At 38.9% G+C, this 20,722-nt stretch carries 15 protein-coding genes and 2 pseudogenes; 15 read left to right on the top strand and 2 right to left on the bottom strand.

Annotated elements, in window-relative coordinates:
- Nucleotides 1–139 precede the first annotated feature (139 nt).
- The 11 genes from leuS to ulaG all read left to right on the top strand — a co-directional run bounded on the left by leuS (nucleotide 140) and on the right by ulaG (nucleotide 12,614).
- Entirely contained in the window at nucleotides 140–2,641 is a 2,502-nt protein-coding gene (gene leuS / locus STRIC_RS00250; protein ID WP_008087364.1) for a leucine--tRNA ligase, read from the top strand.
- A gap of 552 nt (nucleotides 2,642–3,193) precedes the next feature.
- Complete coding sequence (locus STRIC_RS00255) at nucleotides 3,194–3,535, top strand: hypothetical protein (protein ID WP_040831707.1); 342 nt, start codon at nucleotides 3,194–3,196, stop codon at nucleotides 3,533–3,535.
- 148 nt (nucleotides 3,536–3,683) lie between these two features.
- Nucleotides 3,684–4,631 carry a hypothetical protein gene (locus tag STRIC_RS00260; RefSeq protein ID WP_008087275.1) on the top strand — a complete coding sequence of 316 codons (948 nt, stop codon included), beginning with the start codon at nucleotides 3,684–3,686 and terminating at the stop codon, nucleotides 4,629–4,631.
- 227 nt (nucleotides 4,632–4,858) lie between these two features.
- Nucleotides 4,859–6,292: a PTS sugar transporter subunit IIC gene (locus STRIC_RS00265; protein ID WP_008087352.1), complete on the top strand. Its 1,434-nt coding sequence runs from the start codon at nucleotides 4,859–4,861 to the stop codon at nucleotides 6,290–6,292.
- 71 nt (nucleotides 6,293–6,363) lie between these two features.
- Nucleotides 6,364–6,642, top strand: a complete 279-nt coding sequence (locus STRIC_RS00270) for a PTS sugar transporter subunit IIB (protein WP_008087064.1) — start codon at nucleotides 6,364–6,366, stop codon at nucleotides 6,640–6,642.
- 98 nt (nucleotides 6,643–6,740) lie between these two features.
- On the top strand, nucleotides 6,741–7,226 hold the full coding sequence (locus tag STRIC_RS00275) for a PTS sugar transporter subunit IIA (RefSeq protein ID WP_008087011.1): 486 nt from the start codon (nucleotides 6,741–6,743) through the stop codon (nucleotides 7,224–7,226).
- A 40-nt stretch (nucleotides 7,227–7,266) separates the two neighbouring features.
- Nucleotides 7,267–7,932, top strand: a complete 666-nt coding sequence (locus STRIC_RS00280; RefSeq protein WP_008087379.1) for a 3-keto-L-gulonate-6-phosphate decarboxylase UlaD — start codon at nucleotides 7,267–7,269, stop codon at nucleotides 7,930–7,932.
- A 5-nt stretch (nucleotides 7,933–7,937) separates the two neighbouring features.
- Nucleotides 7,938–8,801 carry an L-ribulose-5-phosphate 3-epimerase gene (locus STRIC_RS00285; protein ID WP_040831711.1) on the top strand — a complete coding sequence of 288 codons (864 nt, stop codon included), beginning with the start codon at nucleotides 7,938–7,940 and terminating at the stop codon, nucleotides 8,799–8,801.
- Between the two features lies 1 nt (nucleotide 8,802).
- Nucleotides 8,803–9,519, top strand: a complete 717-nt coding sequence (locus STRIC_RS00290; RefSeq protein WP_008087263.1) for an L-ribulose-5-phosphate 4-epimerase — start codon at nucleotides 8,803–8,805, stop codon at nucleotides 9,517–9,519.
- A gap of 156 nt (nucleotides 9,520–9,675) precedes the next feature.
- On the top strand, nucleotides 9,676–11,322 hold the full coding sequence (locus STRIC_RS00295; protein ID WP_008087308.1) for a BglG family transcription antiterminator: 1,647 nt from the start codon (nucleotides 9,676–9,678) through the stop codon (nucleotides 11,320–11,322).
- A gap of 200 nt (nucleotides 11,323–11,522) precedes the next feature.
- Nucleotides 11,523–12,614, top strand: a complete 1,092-nt coding sequence (gene ulaG, locus STRIC_RS00300) for an L-ascorbate 6-phosphate lactonase (RefSeq protein ID WP_008087181.1) — start codon at nucleotides 11,523–11,525, stop codon at nucleotides 12,612–12,614.
- 141 nt (nucleotides 12,615–12,755) lie between these two features.
- Here the strand turns inward: ulaG and STRIC_RS00305 are convergent, their stop codons facing one another.
- Together STRIC_RS00305 and STRIC_RS00310 are read right to left on the bottom strand one after the other, a co-directional pair.
- On the bottom strand, nucleotides 12,756–13,082 hold the full coding sequence (locus STRIC_RS00305; protein ID WP_008087029.1) for a hypothetical protein: 327 nt from the start codon (nucleotides 13,080–13,082) through the stop codon (nucleotides 12,756–12,758).
- A gap of 213 nt (nucleotides 13,083–13,295) precedes the next feature.
- A pseudogene (locus STRIC_RS00310) lies at nucleotides 13,296–15,425 on the bottom strand (LTA synthase family protein).
- Between the two features lie 332 nt (nucleotides 15,426–15,757).
- Between STRIC_RS00310 and STRIC_RS00315 the strand changes: the two are divergent.
- The 4 genes and pseudogenes from STRIC_RS00315 to STRIC_RS00330 all read left to right on the top strand — a co-directional run bounded on the left by STRIC_RS00315 (nucleotide 15,758) and on the right by STRIC_RS00330 (nucleotide 20,710).
- Nucleotides 15,758–16,647, top strand: a pseudogene (locus tag STRIC_RS00315) (diacylglycerol/lipid kinase family protein).
- 373 nt (nucleotides 16,648–17,020) lie between these two features.
- Nucleotides 17,021–18,217, top strand: coding sequence for a quaternary amine ABC transporter ATP-binding protein (locus tag STRIC_RS00320; RefSeq protein WP_008087014.1), 1,197 nt, complete (start codon nucleotides 17,021–17,023; stop codon nucleotides 18,215–18,217).
- 17 nt (nucleotides 18,218–18,234) lie between these two features.
- Nucleotides 18,235–19,962, top strand: a complete 1,728-nt coding sequence (locus STRIC_RS00325; protein WP_008087098.1) for an ABC transporter permease/substrate binding protein — start codon at nucleotides 18,235–18,237, stop codon at nucleotides 19,960–19,962.
- A gap of 526 nt (nucleotides 19,963–20,488) precedes the next feature.
- The gene (locus tag STRIC_RS00330) at nucleotides 20,489–20,710 is read left to right on the top strand and encodes a hypothetical protein (protein WP_008087249.1); all 222 of its coding nucleotides are present in this window, start codon (nucleotides 20,489–20,491) and stop codon (nucleotides 20,708–20,710) included.
- Nucleotides 20,711–20,722 lie beyond the last annotated feature (12 nt).

Raw genomic sequence — 20,722 nt, forward strand, 5'->3', positions numbered from 1 at the left:
TGGCTAATCAAAAGTGCTGTTTTCTGTAAGTATTTAGAAAAATCTGAATTTTATTATGTAGGGATTGATTTTCACATTCCTAAAAGGCTAATATCGTGATATAATAAGAAGACTAGACTTTTTACATGGGAGAATTCACATGACAACTTATAATCACAAAGAAATTGAGCCGAAATGGCAGGCCTTTTGGGCAGCTAACCAAAGTTTTAAAACTGGAACTGACAAAAACAAACCAAAATTCTATGCCTTAGACATGTTCCCGTATCCTTCAGGAGCGGGTCTTCACGTAGGACATCCAGAAGGCTATACAGCGACGGATATATTGAGTCGTTTCAAGCGTTTACAAGGCTATAATGTCCTACATCCAATGGGTTGGGATGCATTTGGTTTACCAGCTGAACAGTATGCTATGGATACAGGTAATGATCCAGCTGAATTTACAGCTGAAAACATTGCAAACTTCAAACGTCAAATTAATGCTCTCGGATTTTCATATGATTGGGACCGCGAGGTAAATACAACGGATCCTAATTATTACAAATGGACTCAATGGATTTTTACAAAGCTTTATGAAAAAGGCCTAGCCTATGAAGCTGAAGTAGCGGTCAACTGGGTGGAAGAATTAGGAACTGCCATCGCAAATGAAGAAGTTCTGCCAGATGGTACTTCAGAACGTGGAGGATACCCAGTTGTGCGCAAGCCTATGCGCCAATGGATGTTGAAAATCACTGCTTACGCAGAACGATTGCTCGAAGACTTAGAAGAAGTTGATTGGCCAGAATCAATCAAAGATATGCAACGCAACTGGATTGGAAAATCTACAGGGGCAAATGTTACTTTTAAAGTTAAAGATTCAGATCAAGACTTTACTGTCTTTACAACTCGCCCTGATACTCTATTTGGGGCTACATATGCAGTATTAGCACCAGAACATGGCATGGTTGATGCCATTACTCGCCCTGAGCAAGCACAAGCTGTTGCTGACTATAAACGTCAAGCAAGTTTGAAATCGGACCTAGCTCGTACTGACTTGGCTAAGGAAAAAACTGGTGTTTGGACTGGTGCCTATGCTATTAACCCAGTTAATGGAAAAGAAATGCCAATCTGGATTGCTGATTATGTCCTTGCAAGCTATGGTACTGGAGCTATTATGGCAGTACCAGCTCATGATGAACGTGACTGGGAGTTTGCTAAACAATTTAATCTTGAGATTATTCCGGTCCTTGAGGGCGGTAATGTTCAAGAAGCAGCCTACACTGAAGATGGTTTACATATTAATTCTGATTTCTTGAACAGCTTAGATAAAGCTGAAGCTATGACTAAAATGGTAGCATGGTTGGAAGAAAATCAAGTTGGTAATGAAAAAGTTACTTATCGTCTACGTGACTGGTTGTTCTCACGCCAACGTTACTGGGGTGAACCAATTCCAATAATCCATTGGGAAGATGGAACTTCAACGGCCGTACCTGAAAAAGATTTACCGTTAGTACTTCCTGTAACTAAAGACATTCGTCCTTCAGGAACTGGTGAATCTCCATTAGCTAACCTTACTGACTGGCTAGAAGTTGTTCGTGAAGATGGTGTTAAAGGCCGTCGTGAAACTAATACAATGCCGCAGTGGGCAGGCTCAAGTTGGTATTACCTTCGTTATATTGATCCACATAATGATCAAGCCTTGGCAGATCCAGAATTACTCAAAGAATGGTTGCCAGTGGATATGTACATTGGTGGTGCAGAGCATGCAGTGCTTCATTTACTCTATGCACGTTTCTGGCATAAAGTCCTTTATGATTTAGGTGTCGTTCCAACTAAAGAACCATTCCAAAAATTGTATAACCAAGGAATGATTTTGGGAACAAGCTATCGTGACCACCGTGGTGCACTTGTGGCAACTGATAAAGTTGAAAAACGTGACGGGTCATTCTTTAACATTGAAACAGGTGAAGAACTAGAACAAGCACCAGCTAAAATGTCTAAATCACTCAAAAATGTTGTCAATCCAGATGATGTTGTTGAAGAATTTGGTGCTGATACGCTTCGTGTCTATGAAATGTTCATGGGCCCACTTGATGCGTCAATTGCTTGGTCAGAAGAAGGCCTCGAAGGTAGCCGTAAATTCCTTGATCGCGTTTACCGTTTAATTACGACTAAAGCGATTGTTGCGGAGAATAGCGGAGCCCTTGACAAGGTTTACCATGAAACTGTAAAAGCAGTGACAGAACAAATTGACAGCATGAAATTTAATACTGCCATTGCACAGTTGATGATTTTTGTGAATGCGGCCAACAAGGAAGATCAATTATTTGTAGACTATGCCAAAGGCTTTGTCCAATTAATTGCACCATTCGCACCGCATTTGGGAGAAGAATTATGGCAGGTCCTAACAAGCTCTGGAGAGTCTTTAACTCATGAGGCTTGGCCAATTTGGGATGAAGCAAAACTGGTTGAAAATGATGTGGAAATCGTAGTCCAAATTAAAGGTAAGGTGAAAGCTAAGTTAGTTGTTGCCAAAGACCTACCAAAAGACCAATTGGAAGCTATTGCCTTAGCAAATGACAAAGTCCAAGCAGAAATTGCTGGAAAAGAAATCATTAAAGTTATTGCAGTACCAAACAAATTAGTCAACATTGTAGTGAAATAAAACAAAAATTCCCAAAGACACTTATGTCTTTGGGAATTTTTTTGTGCAGATATAAAAAGACGCTAGTATTAGGAATAGCTAGCGTGTATTTAGGAGGTTATAACTTAATAATGGGGTTTCGGTAAAGCCTAGTTAGCGGTCTAACTCTTACATTCTCACTTTTAGATAATGTCTTAAGGTTTTATGTTTTTTTAGGGTTAAAAAGATGGTGTGGGAAATTTTGTGCTTCCCTTTACGTTAGCCAATAAGGAGCTAACAATTTTATCTATTTTAATGGGAGAGTTAAACAATAAATCTAAATACCGCTAACAAAACTCTTACTAAGTTACTTTATATTATAATATAAATATAATATAAAGTAAAGTAAATTAATTTTATTTAATAAAAAATAATGATAAAAAATAGTTTAAAAAATGACTAAGTTTCACTTAATAATAAAATCGTTTACAATGTAAAATAAATTAAAAATATATTGAAAAGATAACAAAAGTATGATATATTAAATACATCATCGATGTAATATTAAACAATGAATAGACGATTTTTTTAATAATGAAAAAAACAATTTTAGCTAGTGCAGCAGCACTTATGTTAGCCGGTGTAGCATTTGGAACAACACAAACAGCAAGTGCGAATGGATATAACTATAGAAGTGAGAGATATTTTACGCAGAATGGTTCAAATAGACGTCATATAATGAAGGCATTAAGAGAAAATAAAGCATTACAACTTACAACTATTTTACAAGATTATCAATTAGATGACGAAGATTACAATGGTTATTATAACTATTATTCAAGACTAATCTATACCTTAACTGATGAAAATACTATGGACGGACATTTAGATTCATTAAGAGATTATTTGGGATCAAAAGAGAATTATCAATATTAATTTATAAGAAAAAGTTTAAATTAGAAAACTTTGTCCAAAATTCTACCCTTTGGGTGGGATTTTTTAATAGTAACTTATATAAATAAGATGTAGGAGGAGCGTTAGACTCTACCAGTTTAGGGGGTATTACCAATAAAGGAGGGAATTGGTGAAGTGGTCATTGGATAAGAAAATCAAGTGTTCCCTTTGGGGGATCTTGCTAGCTATAGTGATTTTCTTTTTTGAGGGAAGCGCTCAAGCTTATAGTACTTATGATGGGGATAAGATTAATCTCTGGTGGAATGGGGATTCCAAGATTAGTAAGTACGTGGATTATTCTAAAGAGGTGGTTGGGGACCGCATTCTTTGGAGGGTCTTTTTTAACAGTGCGCAGGAAGAGTGGGCTAAGCCAGTTTACACGGTCTTTTTACCCAAAGAGGTAGATGCTCCAGAAGGCTTGTCCATTATTCGTTATCAAAAGGATGGGAAAAAATCATCCTATTATAAGAAGAAAGCAGAGTGGGTCTATGAGTATGAGTCTCAGCGAGGTGCTTTTGATAAGGAGTGGCAGAGATTGCCAGGTCAGACAGGAGATAGTTACGGTCTGCAAGCTTTTACCTATATCAAAGATTTAGGTGATTTTTCACGCGTTATGATTGAGCACGATTATAATCCTTTACACAAAACCTCAGACAAGGTGGAGTGGCGCTTTTACACTAAGGTCAAAGCTAAGTATCAAGGCAAAGAGGACCGTTTTGCTTTTTTAGCAGGCATGCAACAAAACGATATTTTTAAGAATTTTCCTAGCTTTAGAGGCCAACTCAGTAAGTTTCAGGTTACCTTTAAGGGTGCGCATAAGCAGTGCAATGCTTTAGAGGACCTTGATATTACTAAGCAATTTGATATAGGTCATTCCTTAGATGATTTGCTGAAAAATCCAGAAATGACCAAGTTATTACCTCCAGGAACATTGATTTCTAACCAGCAAAATGCTGCTCATAAGGCTGATTGTAGTAAGTCCGATGCGCCTAAAGAAGATCGTACCTATTATGTCTATAAAGAAAAAGAAAAGAGTGAGTCACCCAATATAGCCAAAAAAACTAAAAAGACAAGATAGAAAAAGGCAAGAAAGTCATCTGACTGACCTATCTTGTCTTTTTTTGATAGGAGCGCAATTAGTAATACCATTCTTTTTTATCAGAGTTTTTCTCTGACGAGAGAGGGTGGTTTTTGTTTAGTCTAATTTTGAACACTTGGGTGTGCGATACTTGGTCTTTTTTAAAACGCTTACATTACCTATAATGAGATTATAAATAACATCATCTTTGAAAAGAGGTAGTTCATATGGAAACGCTCCTAGCTTCCTTGAATTGGTTTTCGCAAAATATTTTGCAAAATCCTGCATTCTTCGTTGGTCTTTTGGTTTTAGTCGGTTATCTCCTGCTTAAAAAACTAATCTATGAAGTCTTTGCTGGCTTTGTTAAGGCCACGGTTGGTTACTTGATTTTAAACGTTGGTGCAGGTGGTTTGGTAACAACCTTTAGACCAATTTTAGTGGCACTGGCTAAGAAATTTGAATTGAAGGCCGCTGTTATTGATCCTTACTTTGGTTTGGCAGCTGCCAATACTAAATTGGAAGAAATGGGCTTCATCAGTGTAGCGACAACAGCCCTCTTGATTGGTTTTGGGGTCAATATTCTTCTAGTTGCCCTACGTAAAGTGACCAAGATTAGAACTCTCTTTATTACAGGTCACATCATGGTACAACAAGCTGCAACTATCTCAGTCTTTGTCTTGCTTTTGATTCCACAATTCCAAAATGCCTTTGGTGCTTGGGCTGTGGGGATTATCTGTGGACTTTACTGGGCCGTTAGCTCAAATATGACGGTAGAGGCAACTCAGCGCCTCACTAACGGTGGAGGCTTTGCCATTGGTCACCAACAACAATTTGCCATTTGGTTTGTGGATAAGGTAGCCCCTATCTTTGGTAAAAAAGAAGAAAACTTGGATAACTTAAAATTACCAACGTTCTTAACTATTTTCCATGATACGGTAGTAGCTTCTGCCACACTGATGCTAGTTTTCTTTGGCGCTATTTTAGCGGTCTTGGGGCCAGATATTATGTCCAATGTGGAATTAATCGGACCAGGGGCCTTCAATCCTGCCAAGCAAGCTTTCTTCATGTATATCTTACAAACATCCTTGACATTCTCTGTTTATCTCTTCATTTTGATGCAGGGAGTACGCATGTTCGTTTCTGAATTAACCAATGCCTTCCAAGGAATCTCTAGTAAGTTGCTTCCAGGTTCATTCCCAGCGGTTGACGTTGCTGCTTCTTATGGTTTTGGTTCTTCAAACGCTATTCTTTCTGGATTTGCATTTGGTTTAATTGGACAACTGATTACGATTGCTTTGTTGGTTATCTTTAAAAATCCAATCCTTATCATTACGGGATTTGTCCCTGTTTTCTTTGATAATGCAGCGATTGCTGTCTATGCGGACAAACGTGGTGGTTGGAAAGCTGCGGTTGCTCTTTCATTTATCTCTGGGGTCATTCAAGTAGCCCTGGGAGCAGTAGCTGTTGGTTTGTTAGGATTGACTGGTGGTTATCACGGTAACATTGACTTGGTGCTTCCTTGGCTACCATTTGGTTACTTGTTCAAATTCCTTGGTATTGCGGGTTACGTGATTGTTTGTCTCTTCTTGTTGGCAATTCCACAATTACAATTTATCAAAGCAAGAGATAAGGAAGCTTACTATCGTGGGGAAGCGCAATAAAAAGGTTTAAGTAGCCTAGCGCGACTCTCATTTAAGAGTGATATTGACATAAGATTTGGAGGAAACTAAAAATGGTAAAAGTATTAACAGCATGCGGAAACGGTATGGGATCATCTATGGTTATTAAAATGAAGGTAGAAAATGCCCTTCGTCAGCTAGGAGTGACTGATATTCAGTCCGCTTCTTGCTCAGTAGGTGAAGCTAAAGGTCTGGCATCTGGTTATGATATTGTGGTGGCTTCTAATCATCTGATTCATGAATTGGAAGGACGTACCAAGGGACACTTGGTGGGTCTCGATAACCTCATGGATGACAACGAAATCAAAACCAAATTACAGGCGGTGCTTTGACAAAGAGCCCTACAATAACAGATAGGAGTTGTGAATCGTATTCCAACTCTTTATCTTTGCAGGTCCCCAACAACTACCAGTAGAGGAAGGATAGTGACATGAATTTAAAACAAGTATTTATTGATAACGATGCCATCCGATTAGGCTTAGAGGCAGATACTTGGCAGGAGGCTGTCAAGTTGGCAGTGACGCCCTTGGTCGAAAGTGGTGCGGTTGAAGAGCGCTACTACCAAGCTATTATCGAATCGACAGAGCATTACGGCCCTTATTATATTTTAATGCCAGGCATGGCAATGCCTCATGCCAGACCAGAAGATGGGGTCAATCGGGATGCTTTTTCACTGATTACGTTGAAAGAGCCCGTGACCTTTTCAGATGGTAAGAAGGCTCAGGTACTCTTAGCTCTTGCAGCTACTAGCTCTGCCATTCACACATCAGTTGCTATCCCGCAAATCATTGCATTATTTGAATTGGACAATGCCATTGACCGTTTGGTAGCCTGCCAAAGTGCTCAAGAGGTGCTGGATATGGTTGATGAATCCAAGGACAGTCCTTATTTAGAAGGACTTGATTTAGAAAGCTAAGACCGTTTAAGTTATCAGTTATTAGAAAAGAGGTTAAGAGATGACACAAAGAATTCCCAATTTACAGGTGGCCCTAGATCACTCTGGTTTACAAGGAGCTGTTAAAGCAGCTGTTGCTGTTGGTCAAGAAGTAGATGTGATTGAAGCAGGAACCGTTTGTTTATTACAAGTGGGCAGCCAGTTAGTCGAAGTCCTTCGCAGTCTTTTCCCACAGAAAATCATTGTTGCTGACACAAAATGCGCTGATGCTGGCGGGACAGTTGCCAAAAACAACGCCTTGCGCGGTGCAGACTGGATGACTTGTATTTACTGCGCTACCATTCCAACTATGGAAGCTGCCTTAAAAGCCATCAAAGAGGTTCGTGGCCAAGCTGGGGAAATTCAGATTGAGCTTTATGGTGATTGGACTTTTGAACAGGCACAACTGTGGCTGGATGCCGGTATTTCACAAGCCATTTACCATCAATCCCGTGATGCTCTCCTTGCTGGCGAAACGTGGGGACAAAAAGATTTAGATAAGGTCAAACGTTTAATTGAAATGGGCTTTCGTGTTTCGGTGACAGGTGGACTAGATGTGGATACCTTGAAACTCTTCCAAGGACTAGATGTTTTCACCTTTATTGCAGGTCGTGGGATTACAGAAGCGGAAAATCCAGCTGCTGCGGCGCGTGCTTTCAAAGATGAAATTAGACGAATCTGGGGATGAAGTCAATGACACGTCCAATTGGTATTTATGAAAAAGCGACTCCCAAAGGGATGTCTTGGCTTGAGAGATTGGCTTTTGCCAAAGAGCTAGGATTTGACTTTGTGGAGATGTCTATTGATGAATCAGATGACCGTTTGGCACGGCTAAACTGGTCAAAAGAAGACCGTCTAGCTATTGTCAAAGCCATCTATGAGACAGGTGTTCGGATTCCAAGTATCTGTTTTTCAGGGCATCGCCGTTACCCGTTGGGCTCTAATGATCCAGAAATTGAAGCTAAATCATTAGAGCTAATGAAGGCTTGTATCCAACTGGCTTTGGACTTGGGTGTTAGAACCATTCAGCTAGCAGGCTATGATGTCTATTATGAAGAAAAGTCAGCAGAAACTAGAGCTCGATTTATCAAAAACCTTCGTCAGGCCTGTGATTGGGCAGAAGAAGCACAAGTTATCTTAGCTATCGAAATCATGGATGACCCTTTTATCAATTCGATTGAGAAGTATTTGGCCATTGAAAAGGAAATTGATTCGCCTTATCTCTTTGTCTATCCTGACACTGGTAACGTCTCTGCTTGGCATAATGACCTTTGGAGTGAATTTTATTTGGGGCATGGCTCAATAGCAGCTTTGCATTTAAAAGACACCTATGCTGTGACAGAAACATCAAAAGGACAGTTTCGTGATGTGCCATTTGGACAAGGTTGTGTAGACTGGCAAGAGATGTTTGCGGTCATTAAAGCCAGTCGTTATCAGGGACCATTCTTAATCGAAATGTGGTCTGAAAACTGCGATAGTATTGAAGAAACGCGAGCAGCTATTAAGGAAGCGCAAGCCTTTCTTTATCCTTTAATGAAAGAAGCGGAGGTCATATAAGATGGTAAAACAATTACAAGAAATGCGAGAAAGGGTTTGTGCAGCTAATAAGTCACTACCCAAGCATGGTTTGGTCAAATTTACCTGGGGCAATGTCTCAGAAGTTTGTCATGAATTAGGCCGTATCGTCATCAAACCTTCAGGTGTTCCTTATGAAGAGTTGACACCTGAAAATATGGTGGTTACAGACCTTGATGGTAAAGTCATTGAAGGAGATTTAAACCCGTCCTCTGATTTACCGACGCATGTTCAGCTGTACAAGGCTTGGCCAGAAGTAGGTGGGATCGTCCACACCCATTCGACAGAAGCTGTGGGTTGGGCTCAAGCAGGACGAGATATTCCTTTTTATGGGACTACTCATGCAGACTACTTTTACGGAGCGGTTCCTTGTGCTAGGTCATTAACTTCGACTGAGGTTGAAGGGGCTTATGAAAAAGAAACAGGCATCGTTATTTTAGAGGAATTTACAGAACGAGGCTTGGATCCTATGGCTGTGCCTGGTATCGTGGTGCGTAATCATGGTCCCTTCACTTGGGGGAAAACACCAGAAGAAGCGGTTTATCACTCAGTTGTCTTAGAAGAGGTGGCTAAAATGGATCGTTTCACAGAGCAAATTAATCCGCGAGTTCAACCAGCACCAAGTTATATCATGGATAAACATTACCAACGCAAACATGGCCCGAATGCTTATTATGGTCAAAAAGGACAGGTTCACTAAGAAACCCTGTAGGATATGGTTTTTGATGAGTCTTTTGCCATCAAAAACAATTTATGTCAGAGTAGGTCTTTGACCTACTCTTTGCTACAGTTGATTAAAGGTGAAAAAGTGTTACAATGTCATGTACGTCAATCTTGTTAGTGGAGGTGAAATCAGGTGATTCTTTTAGATAAAAAAAGTTATGATCTTCTTTCTTATCTGATTAATTTACAAGAGGCAAAAACCGTCATGGCCATTTCAGCCGATTTGGGTCAGTCGCGCCGTAAAATTTATTATCACTTAGATAAAATCAATGAAGCCTTACCAGGAGAAGTCGGTCACATTACGGCTTTTCCGAGAGTAGGGCTTCTCTTAACGGGTGAGCAAAAAGCATCCTGTCAAAAATTATTAGATGAAGTCACCGATTACCATTATGTGATGAAAAGTGATGAGCGTCGCTGTTTATCTGTTATTTATATTGCAGTAGCAACTGAGCGCGTGACCTTGGATAAGTTGATGGCTATTAATGATGTCTCACGAAATACTATTTTGAATGACTTGGCAAAGCTTTGTGAAGAACTCTCTAGTAAGCAGTATAAGATTCAGCTACAGGCTACCAAAGCAAGGGGTTACTACTTTGATTGTCACCCTATGGCTTTAATTCAGTATCTCTATAAACTTTTGGCTACTGTTTATCAAGGCGGTAATCAGAGTTTTATTGACGTCTTTGATCATAAATTATCTGAGACACAGGGTCTGTCTGTTTATTTTTCTAAGGATGTTCTGGATTATATTCACGAATACCTCTTTTTATCGCAAGCTAGCTTAGGTAAGACCATCAATACACAAGATAGTCAGTTCATGTTACAAATTCTTCCTTTTATCTTGTTGAGTTACCGCAACATGCAGCTGCATTCGGAAACCAAAAATGCCTTAAAGCAGGAATTTAACCTCATTTGGAAACGAAAAGAATATCAAATTGCCAAATCCTTGGCGAGTGAACTTTACCATAATTTCAAGCTGCATTTGGATGATATTGAAGTGGGTATGGTAGCTATGTTGATGCTGTCTTTTAGAAAAGATAAGGATCATCATGTGGAAAGTCAAGATTACAAGGAAATGCGAGCGGATATTAGTCGCTTTATTGACCAGTTAGAGAGCCGTTATCAGCTGCACTTTGCGCATAAAAAAGACTTACTGAGACAACTAACGACACACTGTAAAGCCTTGGTTTACCGCAAAGCTTATGGCATTTTCTCTGTCAATCCTTTAACGGATCATATTAAGGAAAAGTATGAAGAGCTCTTTGCTATGGCTCAATCATGCGCCACTTTGCTAGAGAAGGCTTGGAAAATTCAATTAACCGATGATGATGTGGCTTACTTGACCATTCATTTAGGTGGAGAGTTACGAAATAGCTCTCTGGAGCAAGAAAAGACCAAGTTAGTCATTGTCTCAGATGATGGCATTGGGATTCAAAAGTTGTTGCTTAAACAGTGTCAGCGCTATTTGGCTAATTGTCACATTGAGGCGGTTTTTACCACCGATCAATACCAGAGTGTCTGTGATTTGATGACCATTGATATCTTAGTCTCCACGACCGATATTCTTGAAAGTGATGTTCCTACGATTATTGTCAATCCGATTTTGAGTGATGACGATATCATCAGATTATTACGCTTTTCAAAACAAGGGAGGCTGACAGAGAATTCGCAATTTTCCATTGATTTGGAGAAAGCTATCGAAGCCGTTGTCAAGGATGATAGTGACCGCTACGCTTTAAAAAACAAAATTGAAAAATTAATTCACCGTGATTTCTTATAGTCTAGAAATAAACATTCGATAAAAAAGGTACCTCAGTTTGCTATGACTTAGCAAAAGACACTGAGGTTTTTAGTATGTTTTGGACAGTCTTTCAGTCCAGTTTTGAACACTGAACTGTGTGACACTTGGTCTTTTTCTAATGTGTGTGAAGGACTATACTTAAGGTATAGAAAAAGACATTCAATTGTGGAGGAAAAGCAATGGCAAACGTAAAAGACATTACCCGTGAATCATGGATCCTTAGCACATTTCCAGAATGGGGAACCTGGCTCAATGAAGAAATTGAATCAGAAGTGGTCCCAGATGGCAATTTTGCCATGTGGTGGTTAGGAAATTGTGGTATCTGGCTTAAAACACCAGGTGGGGCCAACATCGTCATGGACTTATGGTCTGCGCGAGGCAAATCAACCAAGCAGGTTAAGGATATGGTTCGTGGGCATCAAATGGCCAATATGGCGGGTGTTCGTAAGTTACAACCAAACTTAAGAGCACAACCTATGGTTATTGATCCTTTCATGATTAATGAGTTGGACTATTATTTGGTATCGCATTATCATAGTGACCATATTGACATCAATACAGCGGCAGCGATCATGAACAATCCTAAATTGGATCATGTCAAATTTGTAGGACCATATGAATGTGGCCATATTTGGGAAGGTTGGGGCGTTCCAAAAGAACGCATTATTGTTATCAAGCCAGGAGAAAGCTTTACCTTTAAGGATATGACTGTAAGAGCTGTCGAATCTTTTGACAGAACTTGTCTTGTCACCCTTCCGGTAGCTGGTGCTGAGGAAAATGGTGGTGAATTGGCTGGCTTAGCAGTGACAGATGAAGAATTAGCACGTAAAACTGTCAACTACATTTTTGAAACACCTGGTGGAACTGTTTATCACGGTGCAGATTCTCACTTCTCAAACTATTTTGCTAAACATGGTCGTGATTATGATATCGATGTGGTCTTAAATAACTATGGTGAAAACCCAATTGGTATCCAAGATAAGATGACGTCAATCGATTTACTTCGTATGGCAGAAAATCTCCGTGCCAAAGTCGTTATCCCTGTTCACTACGATATCTGGTCTAATTTCATGGCATCTACCGATGAAATTATCGAACTTTGGAAAATGCGTAAAGAACGCTTGCAATACCAATTCCATCCATTTATTTGGGAAGTAGGTGGCAAGTACACTTACCCACAAAACCAAGACCGTATCGAATACCATCATCCTCGTGGCTTTGATGATTGCTTCTTGGAGGATTCCAATATTCAATTCAAAGCCTTGCTTTAGGAGGCCTTGAGGATTCTAGCAAAAGACCTTATTGCAATGCAATAAGGTCTTTTTGTGATTATGGGTTTGTACTACGTAGCACTTTTAAAGCTAGTCTTGACTCATGGAGCCCTACGCTAGTTTGAGCGTGAATATCATAGATTAAAGTACGCTCTTTTTCTCCGTCTTTCCAATTGATATGTGGTTTATCAAAAAAACAATTTGATTTGTTACTTCATTAAGATAAATCCAGTCAGGATCATTTCCAACAAATTTAATACGTTGGTATTTTAGTTGAGTTGTAATATCAATTGGAGAAACTTTTTCGTCTTCTTTAATTGTTTTATTTAGCATAACATCAAAGATGCGTTCCGGCACATATTTTGCCTCATCAGCTTGTGAGGCAGTCGCAAAACTTAAGGCTGATGCCAATGCAATAGCGAAAGTAGCTAGTTTAAACTTAGCATTTTTAATAGATGATTTTGTCATAGTGTCCTCCTTAATGACATGTTATAAAATAGCGTTAGGTGAACTCCTAAAGTTCATTTAACTAATATTATTTTAATTTAAATATAAGTAAATGTCAAAAACATATTAAATAAAATTAATAAAAACTTAAAAATGATAATAAAATCCTCTCTTAATATAAGAAAGGATTTTATTGAAAGATATTCTTCAAGTAAAAAGATTGTATTGGCTTTTTTAGGGCTTAGAAGGATTAGCCTCAAGAAAACTAGGAGCATGATAAAGTGGTCTAGTGGATTGGTCACCATTCTGATTAAATAGACTGGTGGAGGCTACTCCACGTTCTTTCTCAATAGCTAGGAGTTGATCAAAGGCTTTAAGATAGGAAAGATCTTTAGATCTAACCTTTGGTAGTCCAGCCTCTTGATGGAAGCGAAGTAGGTCTCTGGTTTGGACCGTGTCACTCATTTTTAGCTGTTGTTTGGCTGCTTCACTAATGGTTTGAAGTTCTTCTAGGGTTTTGTCATCCGGATTGCTAATTTCAATACCGGTCTGTGTTTGATAGAGGCGTCCACTGTAGTTAGTGTAATCTGGTGTGATGTAGTTGCCAGCACTTCGAAAAGCCACAATCTGTTTGTTATCTGGTGATAGTAAGTCCTGTCCTAATTGAATGAAAGGACTACTATCAATGCCTAAAGCATGTAACAGGGTTGGAGCCGTATCAACTAATCCACCATAGGTTTCATTGACATAGCCTTTGCCCATCCCTGGGATATGGAGCATATAAGGGACGCGTTGAAGCATGGCATTATTATAGGCAGACCAAGTTTCGGGATCTTTACCTAAAAGAGGCGCTAAATCGGGATTTCGTGAATTGGAAATACCATAGTGGTCCCCATACAAGACAATAATTAAATTGTCATAGAGGCCAGATTTTTTTAAATAGTCAAAAAAGGAAGCAACCGCTGAATCTAAGTAATTAGCTGTCGAGAAATAAGCATTAATGGTTTTGTCATTGGTATCCGCTAAGGGAAAGCCTAACTCATCGCCGCTTAAATGCAGATAAGGATAGTGATGCGATACGGTGATAAATTTGGTGTAAAAGGGTTGTTGTAGGCGCTCTAGGTATTTGATGGCATCGCCAAACATGACCTTATCATTCAAACCGTATTGGAAGGAATTATCACTAGTTTGCTCTGACATGTAGGCTTGATCAATCCAGTGCTCATAACCAAATTGCTTATAGACATTGTTTCGGTTCCAAAAAGTTCCTTTGTTACCATGAAAAGCAGCGCTACTATAACCGGCTTTTTCTTTTAAAATATGAGGTAGGGCTTATTGGGTATTGTCAGCTCCGTACTGCACAAAAAAGGAGCCTTGGTTGAGACCAAATAAAGAGGGCTCCATTAGTGTTTCAGCATCAGAAGATTTTCCTGCCTTGACTTGGTGAAAAACATTGGAAAAGGCAAAGGTATCCTTTGAATGAAAGAGAGAATTGATAAAAGGAGAGACTTCATGCTCAACCCCATTCACAGGCAGTTTGTAATCAATCAGAAACTGTTGGAAACTCTCTAAATGTAGAACGATAACGTTTCGGCCTTTAGCAATGCCATATAAATCAGGATTGGGTTTGGCGTGATGGTCCTTTAGATAGTCTTTAACTAGAGAGATGTCATCAGGGTTGGCCTTGTCACGTACTTTTTTGGTTTTGTAAGTTTGATTGGCATCATGGCTCATAAAGGCAGGTAAGCCAAGTCCTCTTACAATATAAGTATTTGAAAAGCCACGACTTAGGAGTTGCGGACGATCAATTTCAGCTAAGAAGAGATTAATCAAAAATAGTAAAGCAGATAGGCAAGTGACTGCAAAGCTAGCTTTTTTGCTCAGTGATAGGGGGCTAGGAGTTGGGTTCTTCTTTTGCTTACGCCATAAGAGGAAGAAAAGCAGAAGATCTAAAATGTAAACAAAATCCCAAGGTCTGATCAAATTAACAGCGGCATCGCCAAGACCAGCTGCCACCTTGCTACTAGCAAGCATGGTACTGACAGTAATAAAATCAGAAAATTCTCTGAAATAGATGACGTTAGAGATGAGAAGTAAATTGAGTAGGCCGTAGATGAAGAAGCTCAGACCATAAAACCACTTGCTATTTTTGACATAGAGTGGTAATGCCAGAAGCAAAAGGCTCAAAGGAAGGGGATTGATTAAGGTAAGAAGAAATTGGTAGGGATTGTCCAAGTCAAGGTTGAAGTCCACTTGATAGGCCCACATGGTCTTAATCCAGTAAGAAAGGGTTAACAGAAGTACAAATCCAAGCCTCGATCGAAGGATTTTGAAGACAAAGGGCTGATTTAGGTGTTGTTTCATGTAAATAAGTCCTCTAATTCATAATTAATATAGTAAAAAAGCAATAGTATTGATTATAACACAAAGCTTGCTTAAGAAGCCAGTCTAAGCATTTTTGAAATGGTCACTTATCAACGTAAAGCTTTTCTTGGAAAGATTAATAAATCAGAAAACATAATCGAGTGTTTTGCAAGTGTTTTCAATAAATGCTATACTGGTGATAACCAGATGATAAGATAATGGGTTCTCTTTTAATAAAAGCTATTCAAAACTGCTGACCAGACAATGATTGCTAAGAAACTTTTCTATTGAGTGTCATAGAGGTCTTTTCTACTTATTTTGGGAGGAAGCTAATGAAACAAGTGATGTTAATCGTAAATCCCGCTTCAGGCGGTGAAAAAGCAAAAGAGTATCAAGAAGCTGCTGAAAAAAGTTAAGCGAGTATTTTGATCACGTCACAACAAAGTTGACCGAAGAAGAAGGGGATGCTAAAGCCTTTGCGACACAAGCAGCCCAAGAAGGTTATCACAGCGTATTTGCAATGGGTGGTGATGGAACCTTAAACGAGGTTGTCAATGGCTTGGCTAATCAAGACCAAAGACCAAGATTTGGTTTTTTCCCTCTTGGGACTGTCAATGACTTAGCTAGAGCTCTAGCTATTCCTTTGGATCCATTGCAAGCCATTGATGAGATGAAACTTAATAGGACAAGACTTCTCGATATTGGTAAAATCAATGACACTTATTTCACCAATATTGTAGCTATTGGAAATATTCCAGAATCTATCAATAATGTCGATGATGACCAAAAAACCCTTTTAGGGCCATTTGCCTATGTACTATCTGGTTTGAAGGATGTCTTATCCAATGAAAGTTACGAGTTTCATATCGTAAGAGATAATCAAGAAGAGGAGCTCAAAAGCTCATTGCTCTTGATAGGCTTAACGAATTCCATCGGTGGGATGAAGCAAATTACTAATCAAGCAAGAGTTGATGATGGCTATTTGCATTTGGTTTACACAAAAGATCATCATTTGATGGATATGATTAAATCTTTACCTAGCCTTTTTGCTGACCATTCTCAAACCAATGACCAATTAGGGTATTATCGTGTCAAAAAGGTCAAGGTGAGTGTGGCTGGTCCTGTCTTAGGTAGTAATGTGGACGGAGATGAAGGAGATGAGCTGCCTTTAGAAATTCATGTCTTGCCTCATCATTTGCAAGTTTATACAACACAGTCTTAAACGAAATTGAGAGTCCTTTTAGGGCTCTTTTTTGATGATGACAAACAAGAGAAGTGACTCTAAAAGTCACCACTTTTTTTGAAAATGGAATGGTTTTTAAAGTCAAAAAGCAACTTTTTTTCAAAAAAGTTCTTAGCTTAGAAAGCTTGATAGGATTAGGTAGTTAGCGTTTTCGCTTTGTTTAAAGCTGTTAAAAAATCGGCGATAGTTCTTGACAGTAAGTGACCACACATGATATGATAATTATGTTCTGTTTCGGCAGATTCTTTTTTTAAGCAAAAAAGTGACCATACATTTATAGATATTGTAGCGCCACTTAATAAATAAAACGGAATGTAAAATCAACGATTTAAACGATTTAGGAGAGGAAAGAATGGAAAATATTTTAGAAGTCAAACATTTGAGTAAAATCTTTGGCAAGAGGCAAAAAACAGCTCTTGAAATGGTTAAGGCCGGCAAGAGTAAGAGTGAGATTTTCAAAAAGACAGGTGCCACCGTGGGTGTCTATGATGCTAGCTTTGAAGTCAAACAAGGTGAGATCTTTGTTATTATGGGACTTTCTGGAAGTGGTAAGTCTACTTTGGTTCGTATGTTGAACCGCTTGATTGAACCTTCAACAGGCTCTATTCTCATTGATGGTAAGGACATTTCGAAAATGTCAGTTGATGATTTAAGAGAAGTACGACGTCATGATATCAACATGGTTTTCCAGAGTTTTGCCCTCTTTCCTCATAAGACCATTTTAGAAAATACAGAATTTGGCTTAGAGTTACGTGGTGTTCCTAAAGAAGAACGTCAGGAAATTGCTGAACGAGCTCTTGATAATTCAGGACTGTTAGACTTTAAAGACCAGTATCCAGACCAATTGTCAGGAGGGATGCAACAGCGTGTTGGCCTTGCCAGAGCGCTAGCCAATAGTCCTAAAATTCTTTTAATGGACGAAGCTTTCTCGGCCCTAGACCCGCTTATTCGCCGTGAGATGCAAGATGAATTGCTTGATTTGCAAGATAGCATGAAGCAAACCATTATCTTTATCAGTCATGATTTGAATGAGGCCTTGCGTATTGGTGACCGTATTGCTCTGATGAAAGACGGTCAGATTATGCAAATTGGTACTGGTGAAGAAATCTTAACCAACCCAGCTAATGATTTTGTCCGTGAATTCGTTGAGGACGTAGACCGTTCTAAAGTCTTAACGGCTCAAAATATTATGATTAAACCTATTACAACGACTGTTGAATTAGACGGTCCTCAAGTGGCTTTAAATCGTATGCACAATGAAGAGGTTTCCATGTTAATGGCGACCAATCGCCGTCGTCAATTAGTGGGTAGTTTAACGGCTGATGCGGCTATTGAAGCTCGCAAAAAAGGCCTTCCTCTGACAGATGTTATTGATCGTGACGTCAGAATAGTATCAAAAGATACCGTTATTACCGATATTATGCCTTTGATTTATGACTCGTCTGCACCAATTGCGGTTACTGATGATGACAACCGACTTTTAGGTGTTGTTATTCGAGGTCGTGTCATTGAAGCACTGGCTAACATTTCAGATGAAGATCTTAATTAGAATGGAGAAAAGACATTTTGGAACATTTATTACAACATAAATTGCCAGTTGCTCAACTGGTTGAAACCTTTACGGAATGGCTGACCAAAACCTTCTCAGGTCTCTTTGACTTGATGCAACAAGTAGGTAGCTTTCTTATGGACTGGGTAACCAATACCCTTTTGTTTATCCATCCCTTACTTTTTATTGCCTTAGTGACCCTTGCCATGTTCTTTTTGGCTAAGAAGAAATGGCCATTACCAACCTTTACCCTTTTAGGACTACTTTTCATTTATAATCAGGGTCTATGGGAACAGTTGATTAATACCTTTACCCTAGTCTTGGTAGCCAGTTTGATTTCCATTCTAATTGGTATCCCTCTTGGTATTTGGATGGCTAAAAAAGCGACTGTGCGTCAAGTGGTTAATCCCATTTTGGACTTTATGCAAACCATGCCAGCCTTCGTCTACTTAATTCCAGCCGTTGCCTTCTTTGGTATTGGTATGGTACCGGGTGTCTTTGCCTCAGTGATCTTTGCTTTGCCACCAACGGTTCGTTTCACTAATTTAGCCATTCGTGATATTCCTACAGAATTAGTCGAAGCTTCAGATGCTTTTGGATCAACAGCTAAGCAAAAGCTATTTAAGGTAGAGTTACCTTTAGCTAAAAATACTATTATGGCTGGTGTTAACCAAACCATGATGCTAGCCCTATCTATGGTGGTAACTGGATCTATGATCGGAGCCCCTGGTTTAGGTCGTGAAGTCTTATCAGCTTTACAACATGCTGATATCGGAAGTGGTTTTGTTAGTGGTTTAGCCCTTGTTATTTTAGCTATTATTCTAGATAGAATGACTCAACTCTTTAACAGCAAACCACAAGACAAGTCAAAAGCAGGAAAAACCAACAAATGGATTGGAATTGCTGCCCTTGCTATTTTCCTTTTCTCAGCTATTGGACGTTCTGTTGTCATGATGACCTCAGGTTCAGCTGAAAAAGGGCAGAAGGTAAGAATTGCCTATGTCCAGTGGGATTCAGAAGTAGCTTCTACGAATGTTATCGCTGAAGCCTTGAAAAAAGAAGGTTATCAAGTTGAGTTAACGCCTCTTGATAATGCTGTCATGTGGCAGACCGTTGCCAATGGTAATGCAGACTTCTCTACTAGTGCTTGGTTACCAGTCACTCACGGGCAACAATACAAAAAATACCAAAAAGATTTAGATGATCTAGGGCCAAACCTTAAAGGAACCAAGCTAGGATTAGCTGTTCCAACTTATATGACTGATGTTAATAGTATTGCTGATTTATCAGATCAAGCTAGCCAAAAAGTAACTGGTATTGAGCCAGGAGCTGGTATCATGAATGCTGCTAAAAATGCTTTGAAAGATTATGATAACCTATCAAGTTGGGAGCTTGTATCAGCATCAACAGGAGCTATGACAACATCCCTAGACCAGTCTATTAAGAAAAAAGAGCCTATTGTCGTCACCGCTTGGTCGCCACACTGGATGTTTGCCAAGTATGATTTGAAATACCTAAAAGATCCAAAAGGAAGCTTTGGTTCAGAAGAAAATATCAATACCATTGCTCGTAAAGGGCTGAAAAAAGATATGCCAACCGTCTATAAAATCATCGATCGATTCCATTGGTCTCAAAAAGACATGGAAGCAGTCATGTTAGATATTAATAAGGGCATGAGCCCAGAAGCAGCGGCTAAAAAATGGGTTGATGCCAATACGGATAAAGTTTCTAAATGGATGAAATAGCATTTAGTTAATATTAAATTAAAAAAGAAGAGACTTGTATTTTCTCTTCTTTTTTGTTTATTTTTTGGCAGAAAATCTTGAGAATGTCTGGTTTAAATGGGTTTTAAAATGACAAAACAATAAAAATATGAAAAATAGTCAAAAAATACCTTGTCAAAGAAAATAAAAAAAGTATAATAAAATTATAAGTTAATTAACAATAACTTAACAAAGCTAATGAAAAGATAATTTAAAAAAGTTGCTTTGTTTCTTTTTTAAGAAAAAAGTTTACTGACCTATTGCCCCTTCACTTGGAGCTTGTGAGACAAGCAAGCTCCCCTGCTCAATCAAAAAGGAGAAACCTAATGAAAAAGAAACTAATCGTATCCCTAGCCACAGCTGCAGCAGCCCTTATGATGGCTGTGCCATCGGTGCACAAGCAGAAGCTACACCAGCTAAGATTTTTACAGCATTTTTAAAATCTAAAGTTGAGTATCAAAAATACACCGTTCATCGTGACACTTATTATCTCATTCCTCAAAGTATCATGAGTAATTTTGATCAGAAAATCCAATACTATAGCTTTGATGATATCTCAATCACTCATCAATTCTACAGCTTATGGCCTGAATTTAAAGATGATGCCTTTAAAGAAAAATTAGAAGAAGCACTTGAAACAGGCAATTACGGCCAAAAACTTAAAGTTAATTCCGATTTAACGATGGAACAATTTCATGCTCGAATGATAGATTTCTATAATGTTAAATAAACAACTTTCGGT

The sequence above is a fragment of the Streptococcus ictaluri 707-05 genome (assembly GCF_000188015.2).
Classification (GTDB): Bacteria; Bacillota; Bacilli; order Lactobacillales; family Streptococcaceae; genus Streptococcus; species Streptococcus ictaluri.

What these genes read in the sequence shown, in the direction of transcription:
- leuS (WP_008087364.1), top strand. Translation starts at nt 140, where the DNA reads ATGACAACTTATAATCACAAAGAAATTGAGCCGAAATGGCAGGCCTTT.
- STRIC_RS00255 (WP_040831707.1), top strand. Translation starts at nt 3,194, where the DNA reads ATGAAAAAAACAATTTTAGCTAGTGCAGCAGCACTTATGTTAGCCGGT.
- STRIC_RS00265 (WP_008087352.1), top strand. Translation starts at nt 4,859, where the DNA reads ATGGAAACGCTCCTAGCTTCCTTGAATTGGTTTTCGCAAAATATTTTG.
- STRIC_RS00270 (WP_008087064.1), top strand. Translation starts at nt 6,364, where the DNA reads ATGGTAAAAGTATTAACAGCATGCGGAAACGGTATGGGATCATCTATG.
- STRIC_RS00275 (WP_008087011.1), top strand. Translation starts at nt 6,741, where the DNA reads ATGAATTTAAAACAAGTATTTATTGATAACGATGCCATCCGATTAGGC.
- STRIC_RS00280 (WP_008087379.1), top strand. Translation starts at nt 7,267, where the DNA reads ATGACACAAAGAATTCCCAATTTACAGGTGGCCCTAGATCACTCTGGT.
- STRIC_RS00285 (WP_040831711.1), top strand. Translation starts at nt 7,938, where the DNA reads ATGACACGTCCAATTGGTATTTATGAAAAAGCGACTCCCAAAGGGATG.
- STRIC_RS00290 (WP_008087263.1), top strand. Translation starts at nt 8,803, where the DNA reads ATGGTAAAACAATTACAAGAAATGCGAGAAAGGGTTTGTGCAGCTAAT.
- ulaG (WP_008087181.1), top strand. Translation starts at nt 11,523, where the DNA reads ATGGCAAACGTAAAAGACATTACCCGTGAATCATGGATCCTTAGCACA.
- STRIC_RS00305 (WP_008087029.1), bottom strand. Translation starts at nt 13,082, where the DNA reads ATGACAAAATCATCTATTAAAAATGCTAAGTTTAAACTAGCTACTTTC.
- STRIC_RS00320 (WP_008087014.1), top strand. Translation starts at nt 17,021, where the DNA reads ATGGAAAATATTTTAGAAGTCAAACATTTGAGTAAAATCTTTGGCAAG.
- STRIC_RS00330 (WP_008087249.1), top strand. Translation starts at nt 20,489, where the DNA reads ATGAGTAATTTTGATCAGAAAATCCAATACTATAGCTTTGATGATATC.